Raw genomic sequence first — 20489 nt, 5'->3', positions numbered from 1 at the left:
GTGGATCGACGGCGACGACGATTGATCGCGTATAAGAGAAAAACGAGAAAGGCGGCGGTGCTTTCACCGCCGCCTTCGGCATCTCTGACTTCAGATCTTAATAGCAGACGCGGGCGCGATAAGCTTCGCCATATTCGTTTTCCACCCATTCGAAGTGGCAACGCGGCGGCGGCGGGGCCGGCTCGTAGTACGCAGGGCGGTAGACGACCCGCGGCGGCGGTGGCGGTGCGTATTCGTATTGCGGTTCGACATATACCGGGCGCTGCGAACCGGAAACGATTGCGCCTCCGATAAGGCCGCCGGCAAGACCTGCGGCGGCGCCGATCAGGACGTCGTCGCCGTGATGATGGTGGTCACGCGCTTCTGCGGCTGGTGCGGTCGCGGCAAGTACGCCTGCGACGGACAGGGCGACGAGGCCTGCGGAAACTGTCTTCTTCATGAACGTCATGATCGTGGTCCTTTCCCTTTGGTTCGTTCCAAGGGCACGTTCACAAGATGGTGCTCAATCTCGGCAGATTGATGGAAGGAAACAGAACTTAGTCTGAACGCCTGTTCACACTCGATCATCCAGAGGTTGATTTTTACCGCTGACGCGCAACCCCTGTCTCGCTTTGTGGCGAGATTGCGGCAACGCTGCGCCGGTTTGAAGGCGTTCAGAAATCGGTTGCCACACCGCCTTCAGTTTTTCGCTTGGCCACGAAAGAATCGAGTTCTTCTTCTATTGCGGGATCAAGTGCCGGTTGCTGGTAATTGGCCAATGCTTCCTTGTAGATCCGGTTGGCATGGTCATAGGTGGTCGGTCTGCCTGCCTCGGTCCACGTTTCGAAATTGCGCCAATCTGACAGGATAGGCGAATAGAAGGCGGTTTCGTAACGTGCGAGAGTATGCGGGGTGCCAAAGTAATGGCCGCCCGGGCCGACATCGCGCACAGCATCGAGCGCCAGGGCGTCGGCGCTCACGTCGAGCGGCGTCAGGAACTCCGCCACCATCTGCAACATGTCGACGTCGAGAATGAACTTCTCGAAAGATGCCGTCAGTCCGCCTTCCGTCCAGCCGGCCGAATGGAGGATGAAATTGCCGCCGCCCTGAGTCAGCGCCCAAAGCGACATGGCGCTCTCATAGGCTGCCTGCGCATCCAGCGTATTTGCCGCGTTGGTGTTGGAGGTCCGGTAGGGGATGCCGTAGCGGCGGGCCAGTTGCCCACCGGCAATAACCGCCTTCATATATTCCGGTGTGCCGAAAGCGGGTGCACCGGTCTTCATGTCGACATTGGACGTGAAGCCGCCATACATCACGGGTGCGCCTCTTCGCACCATCTGGGTGAAGGCGATGCCGCAAAGCGCCTCGGCATTCTGCTGTACCAGAGCGCCGGCGATCGTTACCGGCGCCATGGCGCCCGCAAGCGTGAACGGCGTCATGATGACGACCTGGCCGCGCGACGACATTTCGATGATCCCTTGAAGCATCGGCCCGTCGAGACGGAGCGGGGAGGAGGAGTTGATGACGGTGAAAAGCGATGGCTCCGTCGTCATCTGCTCCATCGATATGCCTCTCCCGATACGGGCAATTTCAAGTGCATCGAGATTGCGCTGTGCGCCAAGCGAATAACAATGAAAGACCTTGTCTGTCAGTTTTACCAGATCGGACAGGCAGTCGAGGTGACGAACCGAAGCGTGGATGTCGATCGGCTCTACCGGATAACCGCCGGTCGTGTGGATGATGTCGTAATGCTGCGCCAGTTTGATCAGCTTGCGAAAGTCGTCCTGATTGCCGGCGCGGCGACCACCTTCACGATCGGCAACGAAGGGGGCGGACGCGACCTGCGCGAAGACCAGGTTATTGCCGCCGATGCTGACATTCCGCTGCGGATTTCGGGCATGCATGGTGAAGCTTGACGGCGCGGATGCGATCAGTTCCTCGATCAGGCCACGGTCGAAACGCACCCGGTTGGAGCCGGGCGTAACATCTGCTCCCGCCGTCTTCATCCGCTCACGCGCTTCCGGCAGGATGATGTCCATGCCGATTTCCTCGAGCACGATCAGCGAGGCGCTGTGAATGTCTTCGATCGCTTCGGGTGAGAGGATGCTGGTCTTGTCTATTGTGTTGACCAGGTTGCGGTATTTTGTCCCGGTCAGGCCTGAGCGGACGCGTTCGCCACCTCTACCGCCGCTGCGGCGGCGTCTTTCACCGCTCGTTGAGCCAACGTCTGTTTCAGCAGGAGAAGGCGTCGTAATCTCGCTCATGACTATCCCATCTGCGGCGGTCCTTTCGCAGACTGTGTCAAATTCCCTTCACGGTTGCCCTCGCCATTTGCGACGATGTGCCGCCTCTTCCAGAACATCACGCCGCTCCAGTGAAAATTGTGCAATCGCTACAAGAAAATCCAGGTATCGACTTGTGGTAAAAACGCGTTGTTAACACTCGCCATGGTGTTATCGTCGCCATCATGACCGAAGGGAATCGGTCCAAAAAATCGCCCGGGAACACAATAAAAGGGACGGCAGCGCTTGGATATGCACAGCGACTTGCTCGATAAAGCCTGTGCGCGGATACAGGATCTGACGCAGCCGGCCTATATCAAGGATAGCGCGCTGCGCTATGTGGCGGTCAATCTCGCCTATGCGGAACTTTTCGGTGCTAGTCCGGACGACTTCGTGGACGGCGCCAGCGACACTCTGACGGGCACGGTGGATGCCGGCGAGCGCAAGGAAAAGGAAAGCCGGGCCATTGTTTTCGGCAGCGACGAGGTCGCGCGGTTGTTCGATCCCGCCGGTGCGCTTGCCTATGAAGTTCATATAGAGCGCTTTCTGACTGAAAACGACCATACCTATCTGTTCGGCACTATCGAGGCGATTGCCCAGAGGGTGGAGGTTGCCTCCAGCATGGCCAAGATCGTACCGCTACGTGTTGCTGGCGGCTCCCCGACCATGTTCGACAACAAGCTTCTCGACGATGCCCTCGACATGCTGGAAATGGGCATCGGCATCTACGACCGCAACGACGTGTTGCTCTATTGCAATTCGCAGCTTACCGAATATGGCCGCACGCTGGATATCGATCTGCAGGTCGGGATGAACCTGCCTCAGATCCTTGGGCAGGCCTACGACCGCCGCCGAAAGATCTATCAGTCGGACGATCAGGTTCTTGCACTGGGCCGGGACGGATGGCTCGCTGAGCAGATCAAGCCTTTCCGGCAGCCCTATCATGAAAGCATCGATCATCTCGCCGATGGCCGCTGGCTTCGATCGGTCAACAAACGGCTGGAAAATGGTGTTCTGATCGCGATCCGCCAGGATGTCACCGATTTCAAGGAGCAGGAAATGCTGCTCCGCAATCAGGTGGCGGAAACGGAGCTGTTCCGCGCCATTCTCGAGGACCTGCCGACGCCGGTCTTCGTGCGCAATGCCAGGCATGAACTGACCTATGCCAACCATGCCTACGAACGGATGCTCGGCGACAGCCGCGATCGCTATATAGGCCAGACGGAAGCGCAGATGTTTCCCTGGGCCGCCGAACGTTTCTGGGACGAAAATGCCCGGGTTCTGGATGGCGAGAATATCGACAAGTCCGAGGACATGACCTTTCCGGACGGATCGGTCATACCGGTCCTGACCCGTCTACGCTCTATCCAGACCGAGGATGGCAGTAACTATCTTCTCTGCTCGCGCACGGATGTCTCGCAGATCAGCGAGGCACAGGCGAAGGCGGAGAAGGTCAGCCGAGACCTGCAGACCATTCTCGACGCCCTTCCTGTTGGCGTCGCCATCCTGACGGACCAGTTCGATTTCGAATATGCCAATCCTGCTTTCGGCGAGTTCTGGGATACGAAGCGGAGCTTCAATCTCTCCGGCCGTTCCTATCGCGATTTCCTTCTGTTTCTTTTCGAGAGCGGCGTGTTTGCCGATTTCGGTTCCGATTTCGAAGCGATCTATGAGCAGCGGATTGCGGCGCTGACGGAGGACGGGCATCCTCCGCTGGAGATCCGCTCTCTTACCGGCAGGCAGGTGCTGATTTCGCCTTCGCGACTTTCCGACGGCAAGCTCCTACTCAGTTATACCGACATCACCGTCATGCGTAAGCGTGATGCGGAAATCCAGGAGGCGCGGGCAGCGCTTGAGCGTCACGGCGCACTGATGCGCGATGCGACCAGCGCGATGTCGCAAGGGCTGCTGATCCTGCATGACGGAGAGGTGGAACTCTCCAACGACGCGCTTGCCGCCATGCTGGAAATGCCCGCCGAGATGGTTTCTCCCGGCGCACAGTGGCGCGATCTGTTCCGTTATTGTGTCCGTCGCGGCGATCTCGGTGCGAGTGGTGAAGCGCTTGGAACTTTTCGGTCGCTGGAAGAGAACATGGCTGCGGGCCGGCCGTTCTATGCCTCGTTCAAGATCGAGAACCGCAAATGGGTTCAGGTCGAGGCACGGCAGACCGACAGCGACCATTGGCTCGCCGTCTTTACCGACGTGACCGACGTCAAGGCGCGCGAAGAGGACCTGACCCGACTTCTACAGCGCGCCGAAGCCGCTGACCGTGCCAAGTCGGAATTCCTCGCCAATATGAGCCATGAAATCCGCACGCCGATGAATGGCGTGCTCGGCATGGCCGAACTGCTGGCCAAATCCAATCTCGACACGCGGCAGAAGACCTTCATCGACATCATCGTCAAATCCGGCAATGCGCTTTTGACGATCATCAACGACATCCTCGACTTCTCGAAGATCGATGCCGGGCAGATGAAGCTGAGGAAGGCGCCCTTCGATCCAGTGGAGGCGATCGAAGACGTTGCCACCCTGCTTTCGTCCGCTGCCGCCGACAAGGATATCGAACTCATCGTGCGCGGTGATGCTTCCGTGCGGGAGACCGTGCTCGGTGACGCCGGGCGTTTCCGCCAGATCGTCACCAATCTGGTCGGCAATGCCGTGAAGTTTACCGAAAAGGGCCATGTCTTCATCGACTTGAAGTCGGAACCCGTTGGAGCTTCTGACCTGATGCTGACGATCCGGATCGAGGACACGGGGCTTGGCATTCCGGACGAGAAACTCGCCTCGGTGTTCGAAAAATTTTCGCAGGTCGATACGTCCTCGACGCGGCGGCACGAGGGTACGGGTCTGGGGCTGGCGATCACGTCGGGTCTCGTCGAACTGTTCGGCGGCTCGGTCAATGTCGAGAGCGAACTCGGACGCGGCTCGGTCTTCACCGTCAAGCTGCCGTTCCCGGTCGTCGCGGAGCGCAAGACGGAAACCGTGCTGCCGGTCAATACCAGCGGCGCGCGCGTTTTGATTGTCGACGACAATGCCGTCAATCGCCGCATCCTTTCCGAACAACTTTCCATGTGGGGTTTCGATACGGTTGCGGCGGAAAGCGGTGCCGAGGGATTGGCCGTGCTTGCCGAGGCATCGCGTCTCGGGATCACCGTCGATGCGATCGTGCTCGACTATCACATGCCGGAAATGAACGGGCTTGATTTCGCCAAGTCTCTGCGTGGAGACAATCGCTTCGACCGCACAGGCATCATCTTCCTGACCTCAATGGACATGGCAAATGACGAAAGCATGTTTGCCAGCCTGCAGATCCATGCGCATCTGATGAAGCCGGCGCGGGCCAACCTTCTGCGCAGCACGGTCATCGACGTGGTGCGCTCGGTCAGAAGTCGGCGGCAGATGGAGACAACTGTCGTTCCCGAGGTTATCGCTCCTATTGCAAGTCCCCAGCTGGTGACTGGTGCGAAATCGACGCCTCCGGTTCAGGCCATGCCGTCGCTCGACGTGTTGGTGGCCGAAGACAATGAGGTCAACCAGATCGTCTTCACCCAGATCCTGCAGACCACCGGCTGGTTGTTCCAGATCGTCAAGAATGGCGCGGAGGCGGTCGACGCCTGGCAGGCGCATGATCCGGCGATCATCCTCATGGATGTCTCCATGCCGGTGATGAACGGCCATCAGGCGACGCAGAAGATCCGTGAGCTGGAGGAGCGCACCGGCACCCACACGCCGATCATCGGTGTGACCGCCCATGCGCTGGAAAGCGACCGCGAGCTCTGCTTCCAGGCAGGCATGGACGACTATCTGTCGAAGCCGATCAGCCCGGAAGCGCTGGAGGACAAGATCCGCACCTGGATCGGCGGTGCGCGGCTTTCAACGCAATCGCGCTGAGAAAGATGATCAGGCCGCGGCGGTCCGCGGCCGGGTCAGGCTTCGGCCGATCTTCAGCCCCTGCATTTCGATAAGGCTGTAGCCGATCGCCGCCACTGCATAGGTGAGGGGGAGAGTGATGACCAGTGTCACCAGCCATCTTGCCGGGTCGCTCATCTCGAAATTGCGGATCAGCAAGGCCACGACCGGCTGCATGATCAGCAGGTGGGCGAGATAGGCTCCGAAGGAGAGTTCGCCGAGCGTGTGGAAGAGCCGGTTGCCGAGCTGATTTGAGATCGTCTCCGCCACGCCGGAGATTGCCTTTGGCAGGCGGTGTGCATGGACAAGCGCGAAAAAGACGGCGACCAGTGCCAGACGGACGATTTCGTGCATCGGGTTCATCACCCCGCCGACCGGAATGAGCACGAACAGGCAGGCGAGCGCCGCATAGGCAAAGGCGCGCCGATTGCTCAAGTCGAGCGCAGCCGCGAGCAACATGCCGGCGGCAAAGACATGCATCTTGAGCGGCAGGAAGGTCGGCATCGGGAAATGATAGCCGATCGCGGTGACGACATAGACAGTGGCAATGCCGGCCGCGACGATGCCGACCATGCTTCTGACCCAGCCGAGCCGTCCAACGATTATCATGATGAAGGGCAGGGCCGCATAGAACTGCATTTCCAGCCCAATGCTCCAGTCCGGCAGCGCCGTCCGGTAGCCGTATGTCGGGCTGAGGCCGAAAAGGAAGCTCAGGTGCAGCAGGTAGTTCTTGAGGCTGTCGTCGATATAGCGGGCTGCCGGCTGCGGCGGAACGGCATTGAAGGCGTCGATGGTCGAGCGAGCGTCATAGATCATCGGGCCGAGCGCCAACGCGGCGAAAAGCATGACGTAATAGAGCGGGGCGATGCGGAAGAAGCGCCTGATCCAGAAGGCGGACCATGTGCCCGGCGCCTCCCAAGGCTCCTTCTTCTTCCGAAGCTGATAGTGAAACACCATCAGGAAGCCGGAGAGCATGACGAACAGGTCGACGCCGAGGTCGGGATCGCCAATGATGGGTATGCGGAAACCCGTCAGAATGTGAGCGTGTCCGACAAGCACCCACAATGCTGCCAGGCCGCGCAGGCCATCAAGGCATGCGATGCGATATCCCTGCTCGGCTTTCGCCATCAGATCGTCTCCCGTTGCGTCGGCTACCCCAGCCTCATAGCCTGAAAATGTTGCAGTGCGACAAAAAGGAAAGGGATGTGGCCTCAATATGGCTCCGGTCTGAAGAACCGAACAAAACAATCAAAAAGGGGAGCCGGATGTGACGGCTCCCCTTCGAATGCTTTGCAGCTTTTGAACGGCTCAGCCCTGGCGGCCGGCCTTGAGCGCCGTTGCCCAGCTTACCAGCTGGTCGAGCGCCGCATTCAGGCCCTCGTTCATCGGGGCGGTCGGGTTGAATACCTTCTGCTCGTCGATGAAGTTGGTGAAGAAGGGGATCGGAACCGTCTGCGGGATCGGCATCATGTTGAGGTTGGAAATCAGCATGCGCAGTTCCTGGGCGGCGCGAAGGCCGCCGGAGACGTGGGCGTAGCTCAGAACGCCGGCAGGCTTGAATGACCATTCGAGCGACAGAACCTGCAGCGCGTTGATCAGCGCTGCATTGGGGTAATAGTCATATTCCGGCGTCAGGAAGAGATAGGCATCGGCGGATGCGACGCTGGCAGCCCAGCGCCTGGTGTGCTCATGCTCGTATTTCTGCATGCGCGGATGGTTCGGCTCGTCGAGAAGCGGCAGGTTGAAGTCGGCAAGGTCGACCAGTTCGACTTCGAACTTGCCGTGTTTCGTTGCGTGTTCGGCGGCCCATTTGCCAATGGCCGGGCCTGCGCGGCCGGGACGGGTGCTGCCGATGATCACGTTAAGCTTCAATGACATGCTGAAATTCCTATGTTGAACACAGGCATCTGTTTGGCCCCTGCGGCACAAGGATGCAGGTGCTCATTGCGAATAGCTGCTATGTGCGGGTGATGGGGCTTTGCTGACTTCAGGCGATATCAGGAGCGAGTGGCAGCAAGGCCGGCGGTCGCCAGTCAAATCGGGGAACCTTCGGAGGCAACGCACAATTGCGCTCATCAGAAGGTGCTGTCACTGCTTATCTACCAGAAAAGGGCCTGCCAGAGGCTTTGGTTCGTTGCCCTTGTAGAACATCAGCCGTGCTGTCTTGCAGTAATTATCGAGATCGCTTCTGGCATCCTTCTCGATCTTTGCCATCTCAGCCCTGAAAGTAGGATCTAAGGGCGGATAAACTCCGGTAGCGTATTCGTATCCCAAGAAGAAATCGCCGTTTAATTCGAGTTTTCCGCAGTACATGCCTGCAACGACTGCGCTTGCGGCGTAGGACAGAAACTGCTCCTTGCTCAGCACTGGATGAGACGGTATTTCCCGGGCCGCTGCCGTCGAGTAACTGACCAGCAATCCAGCGAAAACCAAAATTGCGTTTTTCAAACTTAATCTCCCTCGCATCATTTTCACAATGTCTTGCGATGCGAAGGTAAAAAAGGTCTCAACCGATGCGGTGGTGGTCAAGACCACCAACCTGTAGCTCGCGACGCGCACTTGCCTTCGGTCTCAACATTCATCCTGGTTCTCGACAGAATTGAGAGGCACTGGCCGCTATGCCGTCAGATTGACCCATCGAATGTATCTGCCTCGCTTTGCGTGGCGAAGTTGAATGTGACGAGTTCGCTCTCGTCATCCTGACGGATACCAACCGCGGTGACGATCAGTCGAGCGACCTCATCCTGCGCTTCGCTTCCCGACCGGGACGATTTCACTGCCTTTTCGATGGCTGGTGCGAATACTTCACTGATCAGACCGAGGCGCATGTTGTGCTTCATGATGATATCCCTGTCCTCAAGGATCGCCACCTGTTCACCCTGCGGGATGCCCGCATTGTCCATTGCAGTCAGTGTGGCATTGGTCGCAAGCTTGATCGGGCCTTCTTGAAGCCAGCGATCGACCATCGGGTGGAACTGACGCATACGTTCAGCGGGGATTGTTTTCTGTACTGTGATCGACATCTGTGTTCCTTTTTCAGTCAAACCGATATGCGCTCTTCGGATAGAGGATCGGTTGCGGAATTTCGAGTTTCCGTGATCAGTCGACCGCGGACGAGAGATTAGGCCGCGGGCCGCAGAGCATTTCGCGCTTGCCGGCAAAACCGGGACGGCGTTCGACGATAAAGCCGGCGGCACCGAGGTTGCGACGGACGAAACCTGCTGCGGCATAGGTAGCAAAACTGCCGCCCGGCCTGGTTTTGTCGAACAGCGTCTGCATCAGTTCGGGTGACCACATGGCGGGATTGCGAGACGGTGCGAAGCCATCGAGGAACCACGCATCGAAATCCGGCTCCGACGCCGTGACGCCATCGAGCGCCGCGCCGCAGACGACGGTCAGGCGGGTCTGTTCATCGAGTGCAAGCGTGACATGCCCGGTCGGTTCGTCCGGCCATGCCGCGACAAGCGCTCGCCGTTCCGCATCGATTTCCGGCCAGCGGGACAGGGCGCGGTCGATCTCGTCGCGCTTCATCGGATAGAGTTCGAACGAGGTGAAGTGCAGATGCATGCCCGGCTTGCGCGCAAGTTTCCACTGCCGCCAGGTCTCGCAAAAATTCAGGCCGGTGCCGAAGCCGAGTTCGCCGATGCGAAACCTGCCGTCCGATGACATCTCGTGCCAGCGATCCGGCAGGCCGTTGCCGGAAAGGAAGACGTGGCCGCATTCCAGCCGCCCGTCGGTGCGGCAATAAAAGTGATCGCCAAATTCCTGGGAATACGGCATATCGCCTTCGTGCCAGTCGAGTGTCTGGAATGCCGGGCTTTCGCCTTCAACTGTCTTCAATTCGGGATCATTGTCGCTCATGAGCAATGCGGATAATCCGGCTGGCGCCGGCGGTCAATCTGGAGAGCGGACTATCGATTCTGCGCGTGGCGCGGCGACCCTGCCGGCTTCGGCCGATCTGGTCATTCTCGGCGGCGGCATCATGGGTCTGTGGGCGGCGGTAAAGGCCGAGCGGCTTGGCATCCGTACCGTACTTGTCGATTCCGGAAAGCTCGGCCGCGGCACGAGCGGCGGACTGCTCGGTGCGCTGATGCCGCATATGCCGGACAAGTGGAACGACAAGAAGCAGTTCCAGTTCGATGCGCTGCTTTCGCTCGAGGACGAGGTGGGGCAGATCGAGGCAGATACGGGGCTTTCCTGCGGTTATCGCCGCACCGGTCGCCTGATCCCATTGCCGAAATCGCACCTGCGGGCGATCGCGTTCCGCCATTCCGAAGACGCCGCCACGCACTGGGATCAGGCCGGTCGTCGCTTTCACTGGCATGTCGCCGACCAGACACCGCATCCCGGCTGGCCGGATGCCTCGTTCTGCGAGGCCGGCATCGTGCATGACACTTTTGCCGCCAGGGTCTCGCCACGCAAGCTGACCGAGGCGCTCGGTGCAAGCCTCAATGCCGGCCGTCACGTCACCGTGGTGGAGGGGCTTACCGCATCGCGCATTGACGGCGTATCGAGCCGGGTGGAATTTGCCGATGGGACGAGTATCGCCTTCGGCGCCTGCATCGTGGCTGCCGGCCATCAGGCCTTTCCGCTGATCGAGGGCTTGTCCGATCCGCTGCCGCAACCGATCGGCCAGCCGGTCAAGGGGCAGGCGGCACTGCTGAGAGCCGGGGCCGATCCGGACCTGCCGCTTCTTTATCTCAATGGTCTCTATCTCGTGCCGCATGACAATGGCGATATCGCGCTCGGCAGCACCAGCGAGGAGGCTTTTGACCAACCGTACTCCACCGATCATCAGCTTGAGGATCTCGTTGCAAGGGCGAGGGCGCTTGTTCCGTCGCTCAGCAATGCTCCGGTTGTGGAACGATGGGCCGGTCTGCGCCCAAAGGCGATCGATCGCGATCCGATGGTCGGGCCGCATCCGGACAACGCGAACGTGATCGCGCTGACGGGGGGCTTCAAGGTCAGTTTCGGGGTGGCGCATCTTCTGGCCGAGGCTGCGCTTGATGCCGTTTCCGGCAGGATAATGCCGGTGCCTGCGTCGTTTTTGCTGGAGAACCACCTTTCGGTAGCTTCGCGCTAAACGCGAATCTTCTTCATCTTCGTCGTTAATCTGTCACGCAAATCGCATAGGTCCCTGATAAGGGACTGAATAAGCAAATGCGTAATTAAACAGGGCGTTTGACAGGGATGCACGAGAAGGTGACGCATGCGCTATGCCATATATTTCACGCCACCGGCACATGATCCGCTGACGCTCGCCGCGTCGCAATGGCTCGGCCGTAACGCCTTTTCCGGAGACGCTACCGAGCCGCCTGCCATTCGCGGCGTCGGTCTTCACGAGATCTCCTTCCACACCGCCATCCCGCGCCGAAGCGGGTTTCACGCCGCATTGAAGGCACCCTTCCGGCTTGCGCCCGAGATCAGCGAATCCATGCTGCTGCGGCACCTGATGCGGTTTGCCGGCTCTCACGAGCCGTTCCAGTTGCCACCACTGGAAGTGGCAAGGCTCGGCAATTTCTTCGGCCTCGTGCCGGAAATTCCTTGTGAACGGATGCGACTGTTTGCCTGCGCCGTCGTGCAGGAGTTCGACGTATTTCGCGCACCGTTGTCGGATGCGGAATTCGAGCGCAGCGACCCGGGCGATCTCTCGGCTCCGCAATTCGCCAATCTCTATCGCTGGGGACATCCTTACGTGATGGACGAGTTCCGGTTCCACATGGCGCTCACCGGACCGCTGCTGCCGAAGGACGGCATTTTCATCGAACCGGCCCTGAGGGATTATTTCGCGCCCTATCTGACGAAGCCGGTCGAGGTCTCCAACCTGGCGCTGTTCGTCGAAGAAGAGCCGGGTGCGCCGCTTCAGGTTCATTCGCTGCACCCGATGGGGCGCGTGGCAGCCCGCAAGATCGCCTGAGCACCGATTCAGACCGGTCGATCCGGCTGTGGCTGGCTGAACAGCAATTTGATGAAGGTGCGGTAGCTCAGGATCTGCCGTTCCAGATGGGTCGGATCGTTCAGGACCTTGGACATGATGATGGCGCCGTCGAAGGTGCATGACAACATGTTGGCGAGATCCTTCAGTTCGATCGGCTCCTGCGGCGGGTGCACCGCGGCGATCTCTTCCAGATAGCCAAGGAAGCGCCTGTTCCATGAGGCAACAGAGCTGGCGTTCAGCATGTGGATCTCGCGATCAAACAATCGCTCCTGATAACAGATCGAAGCGATGATGCAGCCAGGATGGACGCCTGGCAGGTCGCGCACCAGTTCCGACAGCAGTTTGAGGCCAATCAGGAAAGCCTGCAGCGGATCGTCCGCGAGTTCTCGCCCGCGGTCGAAAATGTCGTCGAAAAGGCGGTCGTTCTCGGTCACGTAGCGGCGTAGCATCTCGCGGGCGAGTTCGTTCTTGTCGTGGAAGTGGTAGAAAAAACCGCTCTTGGTGATACCGGCTTCAGCGATGACTTCCTCGATCGAGGTCGCGGCAAAGCCCTTGGAAAGCACGGATATCTGCGCGACCTCGAGGATCCGCTCGCGAGTTGCTTCACCCTTTTTCGGTACGCGGGCGTAGGGAAACTGTACCGGCGGTACGGTTTTTGCGCCATCCAGGCCTTGCCCGGCCAAATCCTCGGTCTTTCGGGACATGGTATCCCCCTGAGCGAGCTCACGTTTTCGATATGTTGCCGTGCTGTACCGCAAGCCGCGTAGATCAAAGCGTCCACCGGGCGCAAAACAAACGGGCAAGCTGCAGCTTCGGGACATGCCTGTTTTGCGCCGGGGCAATCATATCACAGGAGATGACGATGAAAAACGATCGCCTACGCCTGCCGCATCTGGGGCAAGAGATATATCTGACCGATGGCGGGCTGGAGACGACGCTGATCTTCCACCGTGGTCTGGAACTGCCTTTTTTCGCGTCCTTTCCGCTCATCGATGATGCCGGCGGGCGCGCCGAGCTGGATGCCTATTATGAAGCTTATCTATCGCTCGCGCGGAAGTATGGGCGGGGTTTCCTGCTCGATACGCCGACCTGGCGGGCCAACCCCGACTGGGCGGCAAAGCTCGGATATGATCTTGCCGCACTCTGGGCGCTCAATATTCGCTCGGTCGACTATGTCGCTGGCTTGCGGGAGAAATGGCAGGGGCCGGGTATGCCCATTCTGCTCAACGGCGTGATCGGGCCGCGGGGAGACGCCTACAAACAGGGCCGGATGTCCGTGGCCGAGGCGGAGGATTATCACGCCCATCAGATCGATGCCTTTGCCGAAACGGTGGTTGATATGCTGAGCGCCATGACGATCAACACGACCGAAGAGGCGATCGGTATCGTGCGGGCTGCCAGGGAGGCTGGGCTGCCCGTCGTGATCTCTTTCACGGTCGAGACGAATGGGAGGCTCGCAAACGGCATGTCCTTGCGGGAAGCGATCGAGATGACGGATGACATGACCGCAAATGGTCCCGCCTATTACATGGTCAACTGCGCCCACCCCGTCCACTTCGAACAGGCTTTCGTCGACGGTGATACCTGGCTGCACAGGATCGGCGGTGTGCGCGCCAATGCCTCATCCAAGAGCCATGCAGAGCTGGACGAGGCGACTGAACTCGATATCGGCGATCCTCAGGAGCTCGGTCGACATTACCGCAGCCTGAGAGCACGTTATCCGTCGATGTGTGTATTGGGTGGCTGCTGCGGCACCGATCACCGGCACGTGGCAGCTATCTGCGAGGCCTGCATGCCACGAGCGGCGGCCGAATGAAGGAGAAGGTTCCATGTCTATATTTGCATTCCCTCCGGCACTATCCACGGCATTCTCTGCCCTGACGCATATTCACTGGCGTGAGCATCACGAGCTCGACATATCCGCCGACCCGACCGTCGGGCGGCCGCCATTCGCGTCTAAGCTGGAATTCGACGAGTATATGCTGCGCGATATAGGTCTCGGCGACGGGGGCTATCACGAGTGGCAGGATGATCGCCTCAACTGATCAGCTCAGCTGATCACGGGGACAAGTTTGCATCTCGACATCTGCGGAAGCGGTGCGCTACCGTTGCCGCAAATAATCGAGGTGGAACATGCCAATAACCATAAAAGACTACCCGCGCGATCTCGTAGGCTATGGTCGAAACAGTCCCGACCCCAAATGGCCCGGCGGCGCGAATGTCGCCGTGCAGTTCGTCATCAACTATGAAGAGGGCGGTGAAAGCTCGATCCTCGACGGCGATGCTGCCTCCGAGAACCTGTTGTCCGAGATCGTCGGCGCCGCTCCTTGGCCCGGTCAGCGCAATCTCAATATGGAATCGATCTACGAATACGGTTCACGCGCGGGTTTCTGGCGGTTGTTCCGGCTGTTTAACGAACTGAAAATGCAATGCACAGTCTATGGCGTGACACTTGCCATGGCGCGCAACCCAGAAGCGGTCGCGGCGATGAAGGAAGCAGGCTGGGAGATTGCCAGCCACGGTTACCGCTGGCTGGAATACAAGGATTTTCCGATCGAAAAGGAGCGTGAGCACATCTTCGAAGCTGTGCGCCTGCACACCGAGCTTGTCGGCGAGCGGCCATACGGCATGTACCAGGGCAAGCCGTCCGACAATACACTGAAGCTCGTCATGGAAGAGGGCGGGTTTCTTTATTCATCCGACAGCTATGCGGACGATCTGCCCTATTGGGTGCCGGGCATCGATGGCAAGCCGTTCCTGATCATCCCTTATACGCTTGAGACCAACGACATGCGGTTTGCCACGCCGCAGGGGTTCAATTCCGGTGATCAGTTCTTCACCTATCTGAAGGACGCATTCGACACGCTTTACCGCGAGGGCGAGGAAGGCAGTCCGAAGATGATGTCGGTCGGCCTGCATTGTCGCCTCGTGGGGCGTCCGGGCCGTATCGCGGCGCTGCGCCGGTTCATGGAATATGTCGCTTCGCACGACAAGGTCTGGGTTCCGCAGCGTATCGAGATCGCAAAACACTGGCATGAACACCACAAGCCGGCTCACCGGTCTGCAGGTGTCGTATGACGGCAAGAGGGGATTTCATCGCGACCTTCGGCGGCGTGTTCGAACATTCGCCTTTCATAGCGGAACGCGCCTATGATGCCGGCCTGATCTTCGTGCCTTTGACCGCCAAGGGCGTGCATGCGGCGATGGTCTCGGAGTTTCGCAAAGCAGACGCAGGGGAACGGCTTGCCGTGCTGCGCTCGCATCCCGATCTGGCAGGCAGGCTTGCGATCGTCGGCGAGCTGACCGAAGACAGCAAACAGGAACAGGCCGGCGCCGGCCTCGACCGATTGAGCGCCGAAGAGCACGCCCGCTTCACGACTCTGAATGCCGCCTATACGACGAAATTCGGATTTCCCTTCATCATTGCGGTGAAAGGGCTGAACAAGGGCGATATTCTTGCAGCTTTCGAGACGCGCATATCCAACAGCGCCGAGGAAGAATTTGCGACCGCCTGTGCGCAGGTGGAGCGGATCGCTCATCTGCGATTGCTGGCGCTTTTACCCGAAGGGTGAAGGCGCGGCACGGATCATGGTGCGATATCCCGATCTTCTCTTTAATCTGGAAAACCTCCGCAACCGGCATGCGCAAGGCGAATGAATTGACCGAAATTCTCGAAATCCTTCCCCTCTCGAAATCCGTCTTTGCACCCTATGGCGACGTCATCGAGGCCGATCCGTCGAAGATGCGGCTGATCAATAATGGTACGACGGAGCGTTATCATGGGGTGGCCGAGCCGATCGTGGTGGGTGCGCCCGAGCGGCTGATCTTCAATATCTTCCGTGGCCAGCCGCGGCAATTTCCCTATGCTGTCGAAATGATGGAACGGCATCCGTATGGCAGCCAGAGTTTCGTACCACTTTCCGGCCGACCGTTTCTCGTCGGTGTATCTGATGACGTGGATGGCAAACCTGGGAAGCCGAAAATATTCCTGGCTGCGGCGCATCAAGGGGTGAACTATTTCCCCAATACCTGGCATCATCCACTGATGGCGCTCGGCGGGATCAGTGATTTCCTCGTTGTCGACCGTGACAATACCACTGCCAATCTCGAAGAGTTCTTCTTCGAGACGCCCTACCGGATTTCGGAGCCAAGCCTATGACCGGTCTCACCACCCATGTACTCGATACGGCAACCGGCAAACCGGCGGAAGGGCTTGTGATCGAGCTCTACCGGATCGAGGGAGCCACGCGGACGACGGTCAAGTCGGTGAGGACCAATGCAGATGGGCGGGTCGATGGCGGGCCGATCCTGATCGGCGAGACTTTTGTCGCCGGAACTTACGAGCTGGTCTTTCATGCGGGCGATTACCTGCGTGCTCAAGGTATCACCCTCACTGAGCCGGCCTTCCTCGACGTCATTCCGATCCGGTTCGGCATTTCCGATATTACGGCGCATTATCATGTGCCGCTGCTCATCTCGCCCTACGGTTATTCCACCTATCGAGGCAGCTGATGGGTTTCGCCGCGATTGCCGATATTCACGGGAACCATACAGCGCTGAAGGCCGTGCTCGACGATATCGCGGCACTCGGCATCCGCGACATTGTCAATCTCGGCGATTGTTTCAGCGGGCCGCTTGAGGCGGATCAGACAGGCGACCTTCTCTTGTTGCTCGACCCGAAGGCTGAGCGAACAGTGCGGGGCAATCACGATCGCTACCTTGTCGAGAAGACTGCCGATCAACTGGAGGCGTCGGACGCGCATGCGCATCGCCAGATGTCGCCCCGGCATTTCGACTGGCTGCGCAAACTGCCGTCCAGCATGATCTGGCGAGATGAGGTCTTCCTCTGCCACGCTACGCCGAAGGACGATAATCTCTATTGGCTGGAGACGGTCTCGCCGCAAGGGCATGTCACGTTGCGGCCTTCGGATGAGATCGAGACCTTGGCCGAAGGCATCGAGCAGCCGCTTATTCTTTGCGGTCACAGCCATATTGCGCGCATGGTGTCGCTGTCCGACGGGCGACTTATCGTCAATCCCGGCAGCGTCGGCCAACCTGCCTATGACGATGACGCACCTTTCTACCACAAGGTGGAAACCGGCCATACCATGGCTTCCTATGCGGTCATCGAGAAAACGGAGCACGGCTGGACGTCGATCTTCCGCAATGTACCCTATGACCACATGGCGATGTCGAGGCTCGCCGCCGCCAATGGCCGGGCCGAATGGGCAAGCGCTTTGGCGACGGGGCGTGTGTAAAACATCTGGATGATCCGGGCACGGATGTTTCTGGAAACCATTCGGCAAGGCTTCCTGCCGATACTCCTATCCGATTCGACAGGAGATGATTCCATGGCCCCATCGCGCGCAAAATCAGGCTCGAAACGCAAGAGCAGCAGACGTGCGCCGGCGCGGTCGGGATCCTCGTTCTGGCCGTGGATGGCAGCGCTCGTCGCGATCGGCGGCAGCATTGCGCTTTACGACAATTTTGCGCCGGCGCGGAAGTTCGTCGCCAGCCTGACGACAGATAAACCAGCTCACCCGACCACACGGGAAGAGACGCGGGAAAAGGTGGCTGTGGCCAAGCCGCAGCCCGCACCATCACATCGCGGTGTCACTCCCGTTCCACCACGTCCGGTCGGACCGCCCGATCAGACCCAGACAGCCGCAATCATTCCACCGGCGCCGGTCGGCAAGCCGGGTCTGGAGGTTGCCTCCCTGTCTGCTGCTGCTCCGAAATCCGGTGAAGGCCTTGCCGGCGGCTATCAAGGAAAATTCTTTCTCTGTGGCACGGCCAAGCAGGACGATTGCGTGGTGACCGCTGACCGCTTCGTTTTCCACGGCCAGAAAATCCGTCTTGTCGGCATTGAGGTGCCGGATATCAAAAAGCCCCGTTGCGAGGCTGAGCGGATCAAGGCCAGTGATGCGAAACTACGGGTGCGGGCCTTTCTCGATTCTGGCCCGTTCGAACTCGTTACCTGGCAGGGCAACAATTCCACGGTCGACGGGCATCAGCTGCGCGACGTGACCCGCAACGGCCGGTCGCTCGCCGACGTGCTGGTCAATGAAGGTCTCGCCAAGCGACCGGGAGCGGGCAAAGGCGGCTGGTGCGGCTGACGAAACTCAGCACGTAATTCAGCGATTGCGGAAAACGGTGCAAGGGACCCCGGCAGCCTTGATTGCGCTGCAGAGTTTCGCTGCTTCCTGCCGCGTCTCGCGTCCGATCCTTGCCGCATAACGCGGGCGATAACCGAAATTGCCGCCGCGCTGCCTGACGATCAGCGCCCGTTCCTCATTCAGCGGCGCCGGCAGGGCAAGGATCGCGCTGGTAAACAGGCGATCGACGACGGCGGGGCGATAATGTGCCGCCAGTTGTACGCCCCAGGGTGCCCAGTCGGCGGAACCTGTCAGCACGGGTTCGGTCATGCGGCGGGTGGAAGCCAGCGTCGTACAGGCATCCTGAAAGGACTTGTCCCTGTCCAGAGGCGGGGCGGCGATTTCGGGCGGATTGTCACGCCAGGTCTCAATCAGCGTGCCGGTGATGGCGAAGACATAGTCGCGTGTCTCGATCGGCAGTCTTTCGGAGGCGAGAAAACGGGAAAAGCCGTTCTGCCCGGCGTTGTAGGCAGCCGCCGCAAACCCAAGGTTGCCGAAATGGATGCTCATTTCCTTCAGGTAGGCGGCTGATGCGTCCAGCGCGTCAAGGACATGAAAGCTGTTGCCGAGGCCGCGCATCCTTGCCGTCGATGGCATGAACTGGGCGATGCCTTCCGCGCCCTTATGGCTGACAGCCTCCGGGCGGAACAGGCTTTCCCGCCAGATCAGACGAGCGAAAAAGTCGGGTGGGATGGAGTGGCTATTGGCCGATCTTTCGATTGCGCTGCAGAGATCGGCATTGAAGAAATCCTTGCGGATGCAGACCGGCTTGTCGCCGACAGATCGCTCGTAGAGGCAGGTCGGCTCTTCGCGCTTGGTGGTCTCGGCTTTTTCGGACGCCAGAACGCTCTCTGTGCCGAGCATGGCAAGGATTGTCGTTGCCACCGCAAATGACTGCAAAAAGCCGCTCATTTAGCCCCCGCTGCGTGCGGGGGCTATCCTAACCGGCTTTGGACATTATCCCAAATCAGAAGGGGGACGAAGCGATGATGTTAGTTCCGCAATCCTTGATGTCGCGCTTTCCGCACAAAGCCATGGTGATGTCCATCTCTTTGCGGATGATCTCGAGCGCTGTCGTCACGCCCGGCTTGCCCATGGCGCCGAGGCCGTAGAGGAAGGGGCGGCCGATATAGGTGCCCTTGGCGCCGAGCGCCACTGCCTTCAGCACATCCTGTCCGGAGCGGATGCCGCCGTCGAAATGCACTTCCATCCGGTCGCCAACGGCATCGACGATCTTCGGCAGCATCGAGATGGAGGAGGGGGCGCCGTCGAGCTGGCGTCCGCCGTGGTTGGAGACGATCAAGGCATCTGCACCGGTATCGGCGGCGGCGCGGGCGTCTTCCTCGTCAAGGATACCCTTGATGATGAGCTTGCCGCCCCACAGATCCTTGATCCAGCGGATATCGTCCCAGGAAAGACGCGGATCGAACTGTTCCGCCGTCCAGGCCGAAAGCGACGAGAGGTCGGAGACGTTGCTGGCATGGCCGACGATATTTCCAAAGCCTCGGCGCTTGGTCTGCAGCATGTCCAGGCACCAGAATGGCTTGGTCGCCAGCTGGAAGGCGCTGTTCAGTGTCCATTTCGGCGGGGCTGAAAGACCGTTGCGCAGGTCCTTGTGGCGCTGGCCGAGGATCTGCAGGTCGGCGGTGACGACAAGCGCGCCGCATCCGGCGGCCTTGGCACGGCCGATCAGGCGTTCGATGAAGCCTCGATCCTTCATCACATAAAGCTGGAACCAGAACGGTTTGCTGGTGACCGATTTCACATCCTCGATCGAGCATATGCTCATGGTCGAGAGCGTGAAGGGCACGCCGAAGTCTTCTGCAGCCTTTGCCGCCAGCATCTCGCCATCGGCATGCTGCATGCCGGTGAGGCCGGTCGGCGCGAGCGCCACGGGCATCGACACATCCTGGCCGACCATGGTGGTAGCCAGCGAGCGGTTTGTCATGTCGACCAGTACGCGCTGGCGCAGTTTGATTTTGGAAAAATCGTCCTCGTTGGCGCGGTAGGTACCTTCGGTCCAGGCGCCGCTATCGGCATAATCGAAGAACATTTTCGGCACCCGACGACGGGCCATTGTCTTCAGATCGGCGATAGTAAGCGGCTTGGACATGATAAACGGTTCCTCCCGAAAATTGTGCTTCGAGAGGTAGCATATCGATGCAGAGAGGAAACCGAAAATCTATGCCTTTGGCATTTTTTGTAGGCACTCGACCGTCTTGCCGA

The 20489-nt window shown here is 59.5% G+C and carries 21 protein-coding genes; 11 read left to right on the top strand and 10 right to left on the bottom strand.

What is annotated here, in order from left to right:
* Window positions 1-97: 97 nt before the first annotated feature.
* Together HNQ72_RS04900 and HNQ72_RS04895 are read right to left on the bottom strand one after the other, a co-directional pair.
* The gene (locus HNQ72_RS04900; RefSeq protein ID WP_183990050.1) at window positions 98-448 is read right to left on the bottom strand and encodes a hypothetical protein; all 351 of its coding nucleotides are present in this window, start codon (window positions 446-448) and stop codon (window positions 98-100) included.
* 205 nt (window positions 449-653) lie between these two features.
* Window positions 654-2243, bottom strand: a complete 1590-nt coding sequence (locus tag HNQ72_RS04895) for a trimethylamine methyltransferase family protein (RefSeq protein WP_183990048.1) — start codon at window positions 2241-2243, stop codon at window positions 654-656.
* Between the two features lie 270 nt (window positions 2244-2513).
* Here HNQ72_RS04895 and HNQ72_RS04890 point away from each other — a divergent pair, with 270 nt between their 5' ends.
* Entirely contained in the window at window positions 2514-6152 is a 3639-nt protein-coding gene (locus HNQ72_RS04890) for a response regulator (protein ID WP_183991318.1), read from the top strand.
* A gap of 9 nt (window positions 6153-6161) precedes the next feature.
* Here HNQ72_RS04890 and HNQ72_RS04885 read toward each other — a convergent pair whose 3' ends face one another.
* From HNQ72_RS04885 to mnmC2, 5 genes are all read right to left on the bottom strand, one after another.
* Complete coding sequence (locus HNQ72_RS04885) at window positions 6162-7298, bottom strand: acyltransferase family protein (protein ID WP_183990046.1); 1137 nt, start codon at window positions 7296-7298, stop codon at window positions 6162-6164.
* A gap of 180 nt (window positions 7299-7478) precedes the next feature.
* The gene (locus HNQ72_RS04880; RefSeq protein ID WP_183990044.1) at window positions 7479-8048 is read right to left on the bottom strand and encodes an NADPH-dependent FMN reductase; all 570 of its coding nucleotides are present in this window, start codon (window positions 8046-8048) and stop codon (window positions 7479-7481) included.
* A gap of 210 nt (window positions 8049-8258) precedes the next feature.
* The gene (locus tag HNQ72_RS04875) at window positions 8259-8699 is read right to left on the bottom strand and encodes a hypothetical protein (RefSeq protein ID WP_244654293.1); all 441 of its coding nucleotides are present in this window, start codon (window positions 8697-8699) and stop codon (window positions 8259-8261) included.
* A gap of 95 nt (window positions 8700-8794) precedes the next feature.
* Window positions 8795-9193, bottom strand: a complete 399-nt coding sequence (locus HNQ72_RS04870) for a hypothetical protein (RefSeq protein ID WP_183990042.1) — start codon at window positions 9191-9193, stop codon at window positions 8795-8797.
* A gap of 76 nt (window positions 9194-9269) precedes the next feature.
* Window positions 9270-10031 (bottom strand): tRNA (5-methylaminomethyl-2-thiouridine)(34)-methyltransferase MnmC2, encoded by a 762-nt coding sequence (gene mnmC2, locus HNQ72_RS04865; protein WP_183990040.1) that lies wholly within the window; start codon window positions 10029-10031, stop codon window positions 9270-9272.
* Here mnmC2 and HNQ72_RS04860 point away from each other — a divergent pair.
* Window positions 10030-11253 (top strand): NAD(P)/FAD-dependent oxidoreductase, encoded by a 1224-nt coding sequence (locus HNQ72_RS04860; protein ID WP_183990038.1) that lies wholly within the window; start codon window positions 10030-10032, stop codon window positions 11251-11253. The two genes, mnmC2 and HNQ72_RS04860, sit on opposite strands and share 2 nt — an antisense overlap.
* A 126-nt stretch (window positions 11254-11379) precedes the next feature.
* A complete protein-coding gene (locus tag HNQ72_RS04855; RefSeq protein WP_183990036.1) occupies window positions 11380-12087 on the top strand; it encodes a DUF1045 domain-containing protein in 708 nt (235 codons plus the stop codon).
* Window positions 12088-12095: 8 nt separating this feature from the next.
* On the opposite strand, the gene HNQ72_RS04850 is transcribed toward HNQ72_RS04855, so the two are convergent.
* Window positions 12096-12812 carry a TetR/AcrR family transcriptional regulator gene (locus HNQ72_RS04850; protein ID WP_183990035.1) on the bottom strand — a complete coding sequence of 239 codons (717 nt, stop codon included), beginning with the start codon at window positions 12810-12812 and terminating at the stop codon, window positions 12096-12098.
* Between the two features lie 158 nt (window positions 12813-12970).
* Here HNQ72_RS04850 and HNQ72_RS04845 point away from each other — a divergent pair, with 158 nt between their 5' ends.
* From HNQ72_RS04845 to HNQ72_RS04810, 8 genes are all read left to right on the top strand, one after another.
* Complete coding sequence (locus tag HNQ72_RS04845; RefSeq protein WP_183990033.1) at window positions 12971-13924, top strand: homocysteine S-methyltransferase family protein; 954 nt, start codon at window positions 12971-12973, stop codon at window positions 13922-13924.
* Between the two features lie 13 nt (window positions 13925-13937).
* On the top strand, window positions 13938-14153 hold the full coding sequence (locus tag HNQ72_RS04840) for a hypothetical protein (RefSeq protein ID WP_183990031.1): 216 nt from the start codon (window positions 13938-13940) through the stop codon (window positions 14151-14153).
* 88 nt (window positions 14154-14241) lie between these two features.
* Window positions 14242-15186 (top strand): allantoinase PuuE, encoded by a 945-nt coding sequence (gene puuE, locus HNQ72_RS04835; RefSeq protein WP_210319492.1) that lies wholly within the window; start codon window positions 14242-14244, stop codon window positions 15184-15186.
* Window positions 15183-15680 carry a 2-oxo-4-hydroxy-4-carboxy-5-ureidoimidazoline decarboxylase gene (gene uraD / locus HNQ72_RS04830; protein ID WP_183990028.1) on the top strand — a complete coding sequence of 166 codons (498 nt, stop codon included), beginning with the start codon at window positions 15183-15185 and terminating at the stop codon, window positions 15678-15680. The genes puuE and uraD overlap by 4 nt, the downstream gene beginning before the upstream one ends.
* 86 nt (window positions 15681-15766) lie before the next feature.
* Window positions 15767-16267: an ureidoglycolate lyase gene (locus HNQ72_RS04825; protein ID WP_183990026.1), complete on the top strand. Its 501-nt coding sequence runs from the start codon at window positions 15767-15769 to the stop codon at window positions 16265-16267.
* Complete coding sequence (gene uraH / locus HNQ72_RS04820; protein ID WP_183990024.1) at window positions 16264-16620, top strand: hydroxyisourate hydrolase; 357 nt, start codon at window positions 16264-16266, stop codon at window positions 16618-16620. Before HNQ72_RS04825 ends, uraH begins: the two co-directional genes overlap by 4 nt.
* Window positions 16620-17366, top strand: a complete 747-nt coding sequence (locus HNQ72_RS04815) for a metallophosphoesterase family protein (RefSeq protein WP_183990016.1) — start codon at window positions 16620-16622, stop codon at window positions 17364-17366. The genes uraH and HNQ72_RS04815 overlap by 1 nt, the downstream gene beginning before the upstream one ends.
* Before the next feature lie 93 nt (window positions 17367-17459).
* On the top strand, window positions 17460-18224 hold the full coding sequence (locus HNQ72_RS04810) for a hypothetical protein (protein WP_183990014.1): 765 nt from the start codon (window positions 17460-17462) through the stop codon (window positions 18222-18224).
* An 18-nt stretch (window positions 18225-18242) separates the two neighbouring features.
* On the opposite strand, the gene HNQ72_RS04805 is transcribed toward HNQ72_RS04810, so the two are convergent.
* Window positions 18243-19175 (bottom strand): lytic transglycosylase domain-containing protein, encoded by a 933-nt coding sequence (locus tag HNQ72_RS04805; RefSeq protein WP_244654292.1) that lies wholly within the window; start codon window positions 19173-19175, stop codon window positions 18243-18245.
* A gap of 55 nt (window positions 19176-19230) precedes the next feature.
* On the bottom strand, window positions 19231-20376 hold the full coding sequence (locus tag HNQ72_RS04800) for an alpha-hydroxy acid oxidase (protein ID WP_183990012.1): 1146 nt from the start codon (window positions 20374-20376) through the stop codon (window positions 19231-19233).
* Window positions 20377-20489 lie beyond the last annotated feature (113 nt).

It is taken from the genome of Aliirhizobium wenxiniae, from assembly GCF_014201355.1.
Lineage (GTDB): Bacteria > Pseudomonadota > Alphaproteobacteria > Rhizobiales > Rhizobiaceae > Neorhizobium > Neorhizobium wenxiniae.
Note: the sequence above shows the minus strand (reverse complement) of the source record. Positions and strands in the feature narration are given on the sequence as shown.

Bases quoted from the DNA above. Each gene is read 5' to 3' on its own strand.
- HNQ72_RS04900 (WP_183990050.1), bottom strand. From the start codon at position 448: ATGACGTTCATGAAGAAGACAGTTTCCGCAGGCCTCGTCGCCCTGTCC.
- HNQ72_RS04895 (WP_183990048.1), bottom strand. From the start codon at position 2,243: ATGAGCGAGATTACGACGCCTTCTCCTGCTGAAACAGACGTTGGCTCA.
- HNQ72_RS04890 (WP_183991318.1), top strand. From the start codon at position 2,514: ATGCACAGCGACTTGCTCGATAAAGCCTGTGCGCGGATACAGGATCTG.
- HNQ72_RS04885 (WP_183990046.1), bottom strand. From the start codon at position 7,298: ATGGCGAAAGCCGAGCAGGGATATCGCATCGCATGCCTTGATGGCCTG.
- HNQ72_RS04880 (WP_183990044.1), bottom strand. From the start codon at position 8,048: ATGTCATTGAAGCTTAACGTGATCATCGGCAGCACCCGTCCCGGCCGC.
- HNQ72_RS04870 (WP_183990042.1), bottom strand. From the start codon at position 9,193: ATGTCGATCACAGTACAGAAAACAATCCCCGCTGAACGTATGCGTCAG.
- HNQ72_RS04860 (WP_183990038.1), top strand. From the start codon at position 10,030: ATGAGCAATGCGGATAATCCGGCTGGCGCCGGCGGTCAATCTGGAGAG.
- mnmC2 (WP_183990040.1), bottom strand. From the start codon at position 10,031: ATGAGCGACAATGATCCCGAATTGAAGACAGTTGAAGGCGAAAGCCCG.
- HNQ72_RS04855 (WP_183990036.1), top strand. From the start codon at position 11,380: ATGCGCTATGCCATATATTTCACGCCACCGGCACATGATCCGCTGACG.
- HNQ72_RS04850 (WP_183990035.1), bottom strand. From the start codon at position 12,812: ATGTCCCGAAAGACCGAGGATTTGGCCGGGCAAGGCCTGGATGGCGCA.
- HNQ72_RS04845 (WP_183990033.1), top strand. From the start codon at position 12,971: ATGAAAAACGATCGCCTACGCCTGCCGCATCTGGGGCAAGAGATATAT.
- HNQ72_RS04840 (WP_183990031.1), top strand. From the start codon at position 13,938: ATGTCTATATTTGCATTCCCTCCGGCACTATCCACGGCATTCTCTGCC.
- puuE (WP_210319492.1), top strand. From the start codon at position 14,242: ATGCCAATAACCATAAAAGACTACCCGCGCGATCTCGTAGGCTATGGT.
- uraD (WP_183990028.1), top strand. From the start codon at position 15,183: ATGACGGCAAGAGGGGATTTCATCGCGACCTTCGGCGGCGTGTTCGAA.
- uraH (WP_183990024.1), top strand. From the start codon at position 16,264: ATGACCGGTCTCACCACCCATGTACTCGATACGGCAACCGGCAAACCG.
- HNQ72_RS04815 (WP_183990016.1), top strand. From the start codon at position 16,620: ATGGGTTTCGCCGCGATTGCCGATATTCACGGGAACCATACAGCGCTG.
- HNQ72_RS04810 (WP_183990014.1), top strand. From the start codon at position 17,460: ATGGCCCCATCGCGCGCAAAATCAGGCTCGAAACGCAAGAGCAGCAGA.
- HNQ72_RS04805 (WP_244654292.1), bottom strand. From the start codon at position 19,175: ATGAGCGGCTTTTTGCAGTCATTTGCGGTGGCAACGACAATCCTTGCC.
- HNQ72_RS04800 (WP_183990012.1), bottom strand. From the start codon at position 20,376: ATGTCCAAGCCGCTTACTATCGCCGATCTGAAGACAATGGCCCGTCGT.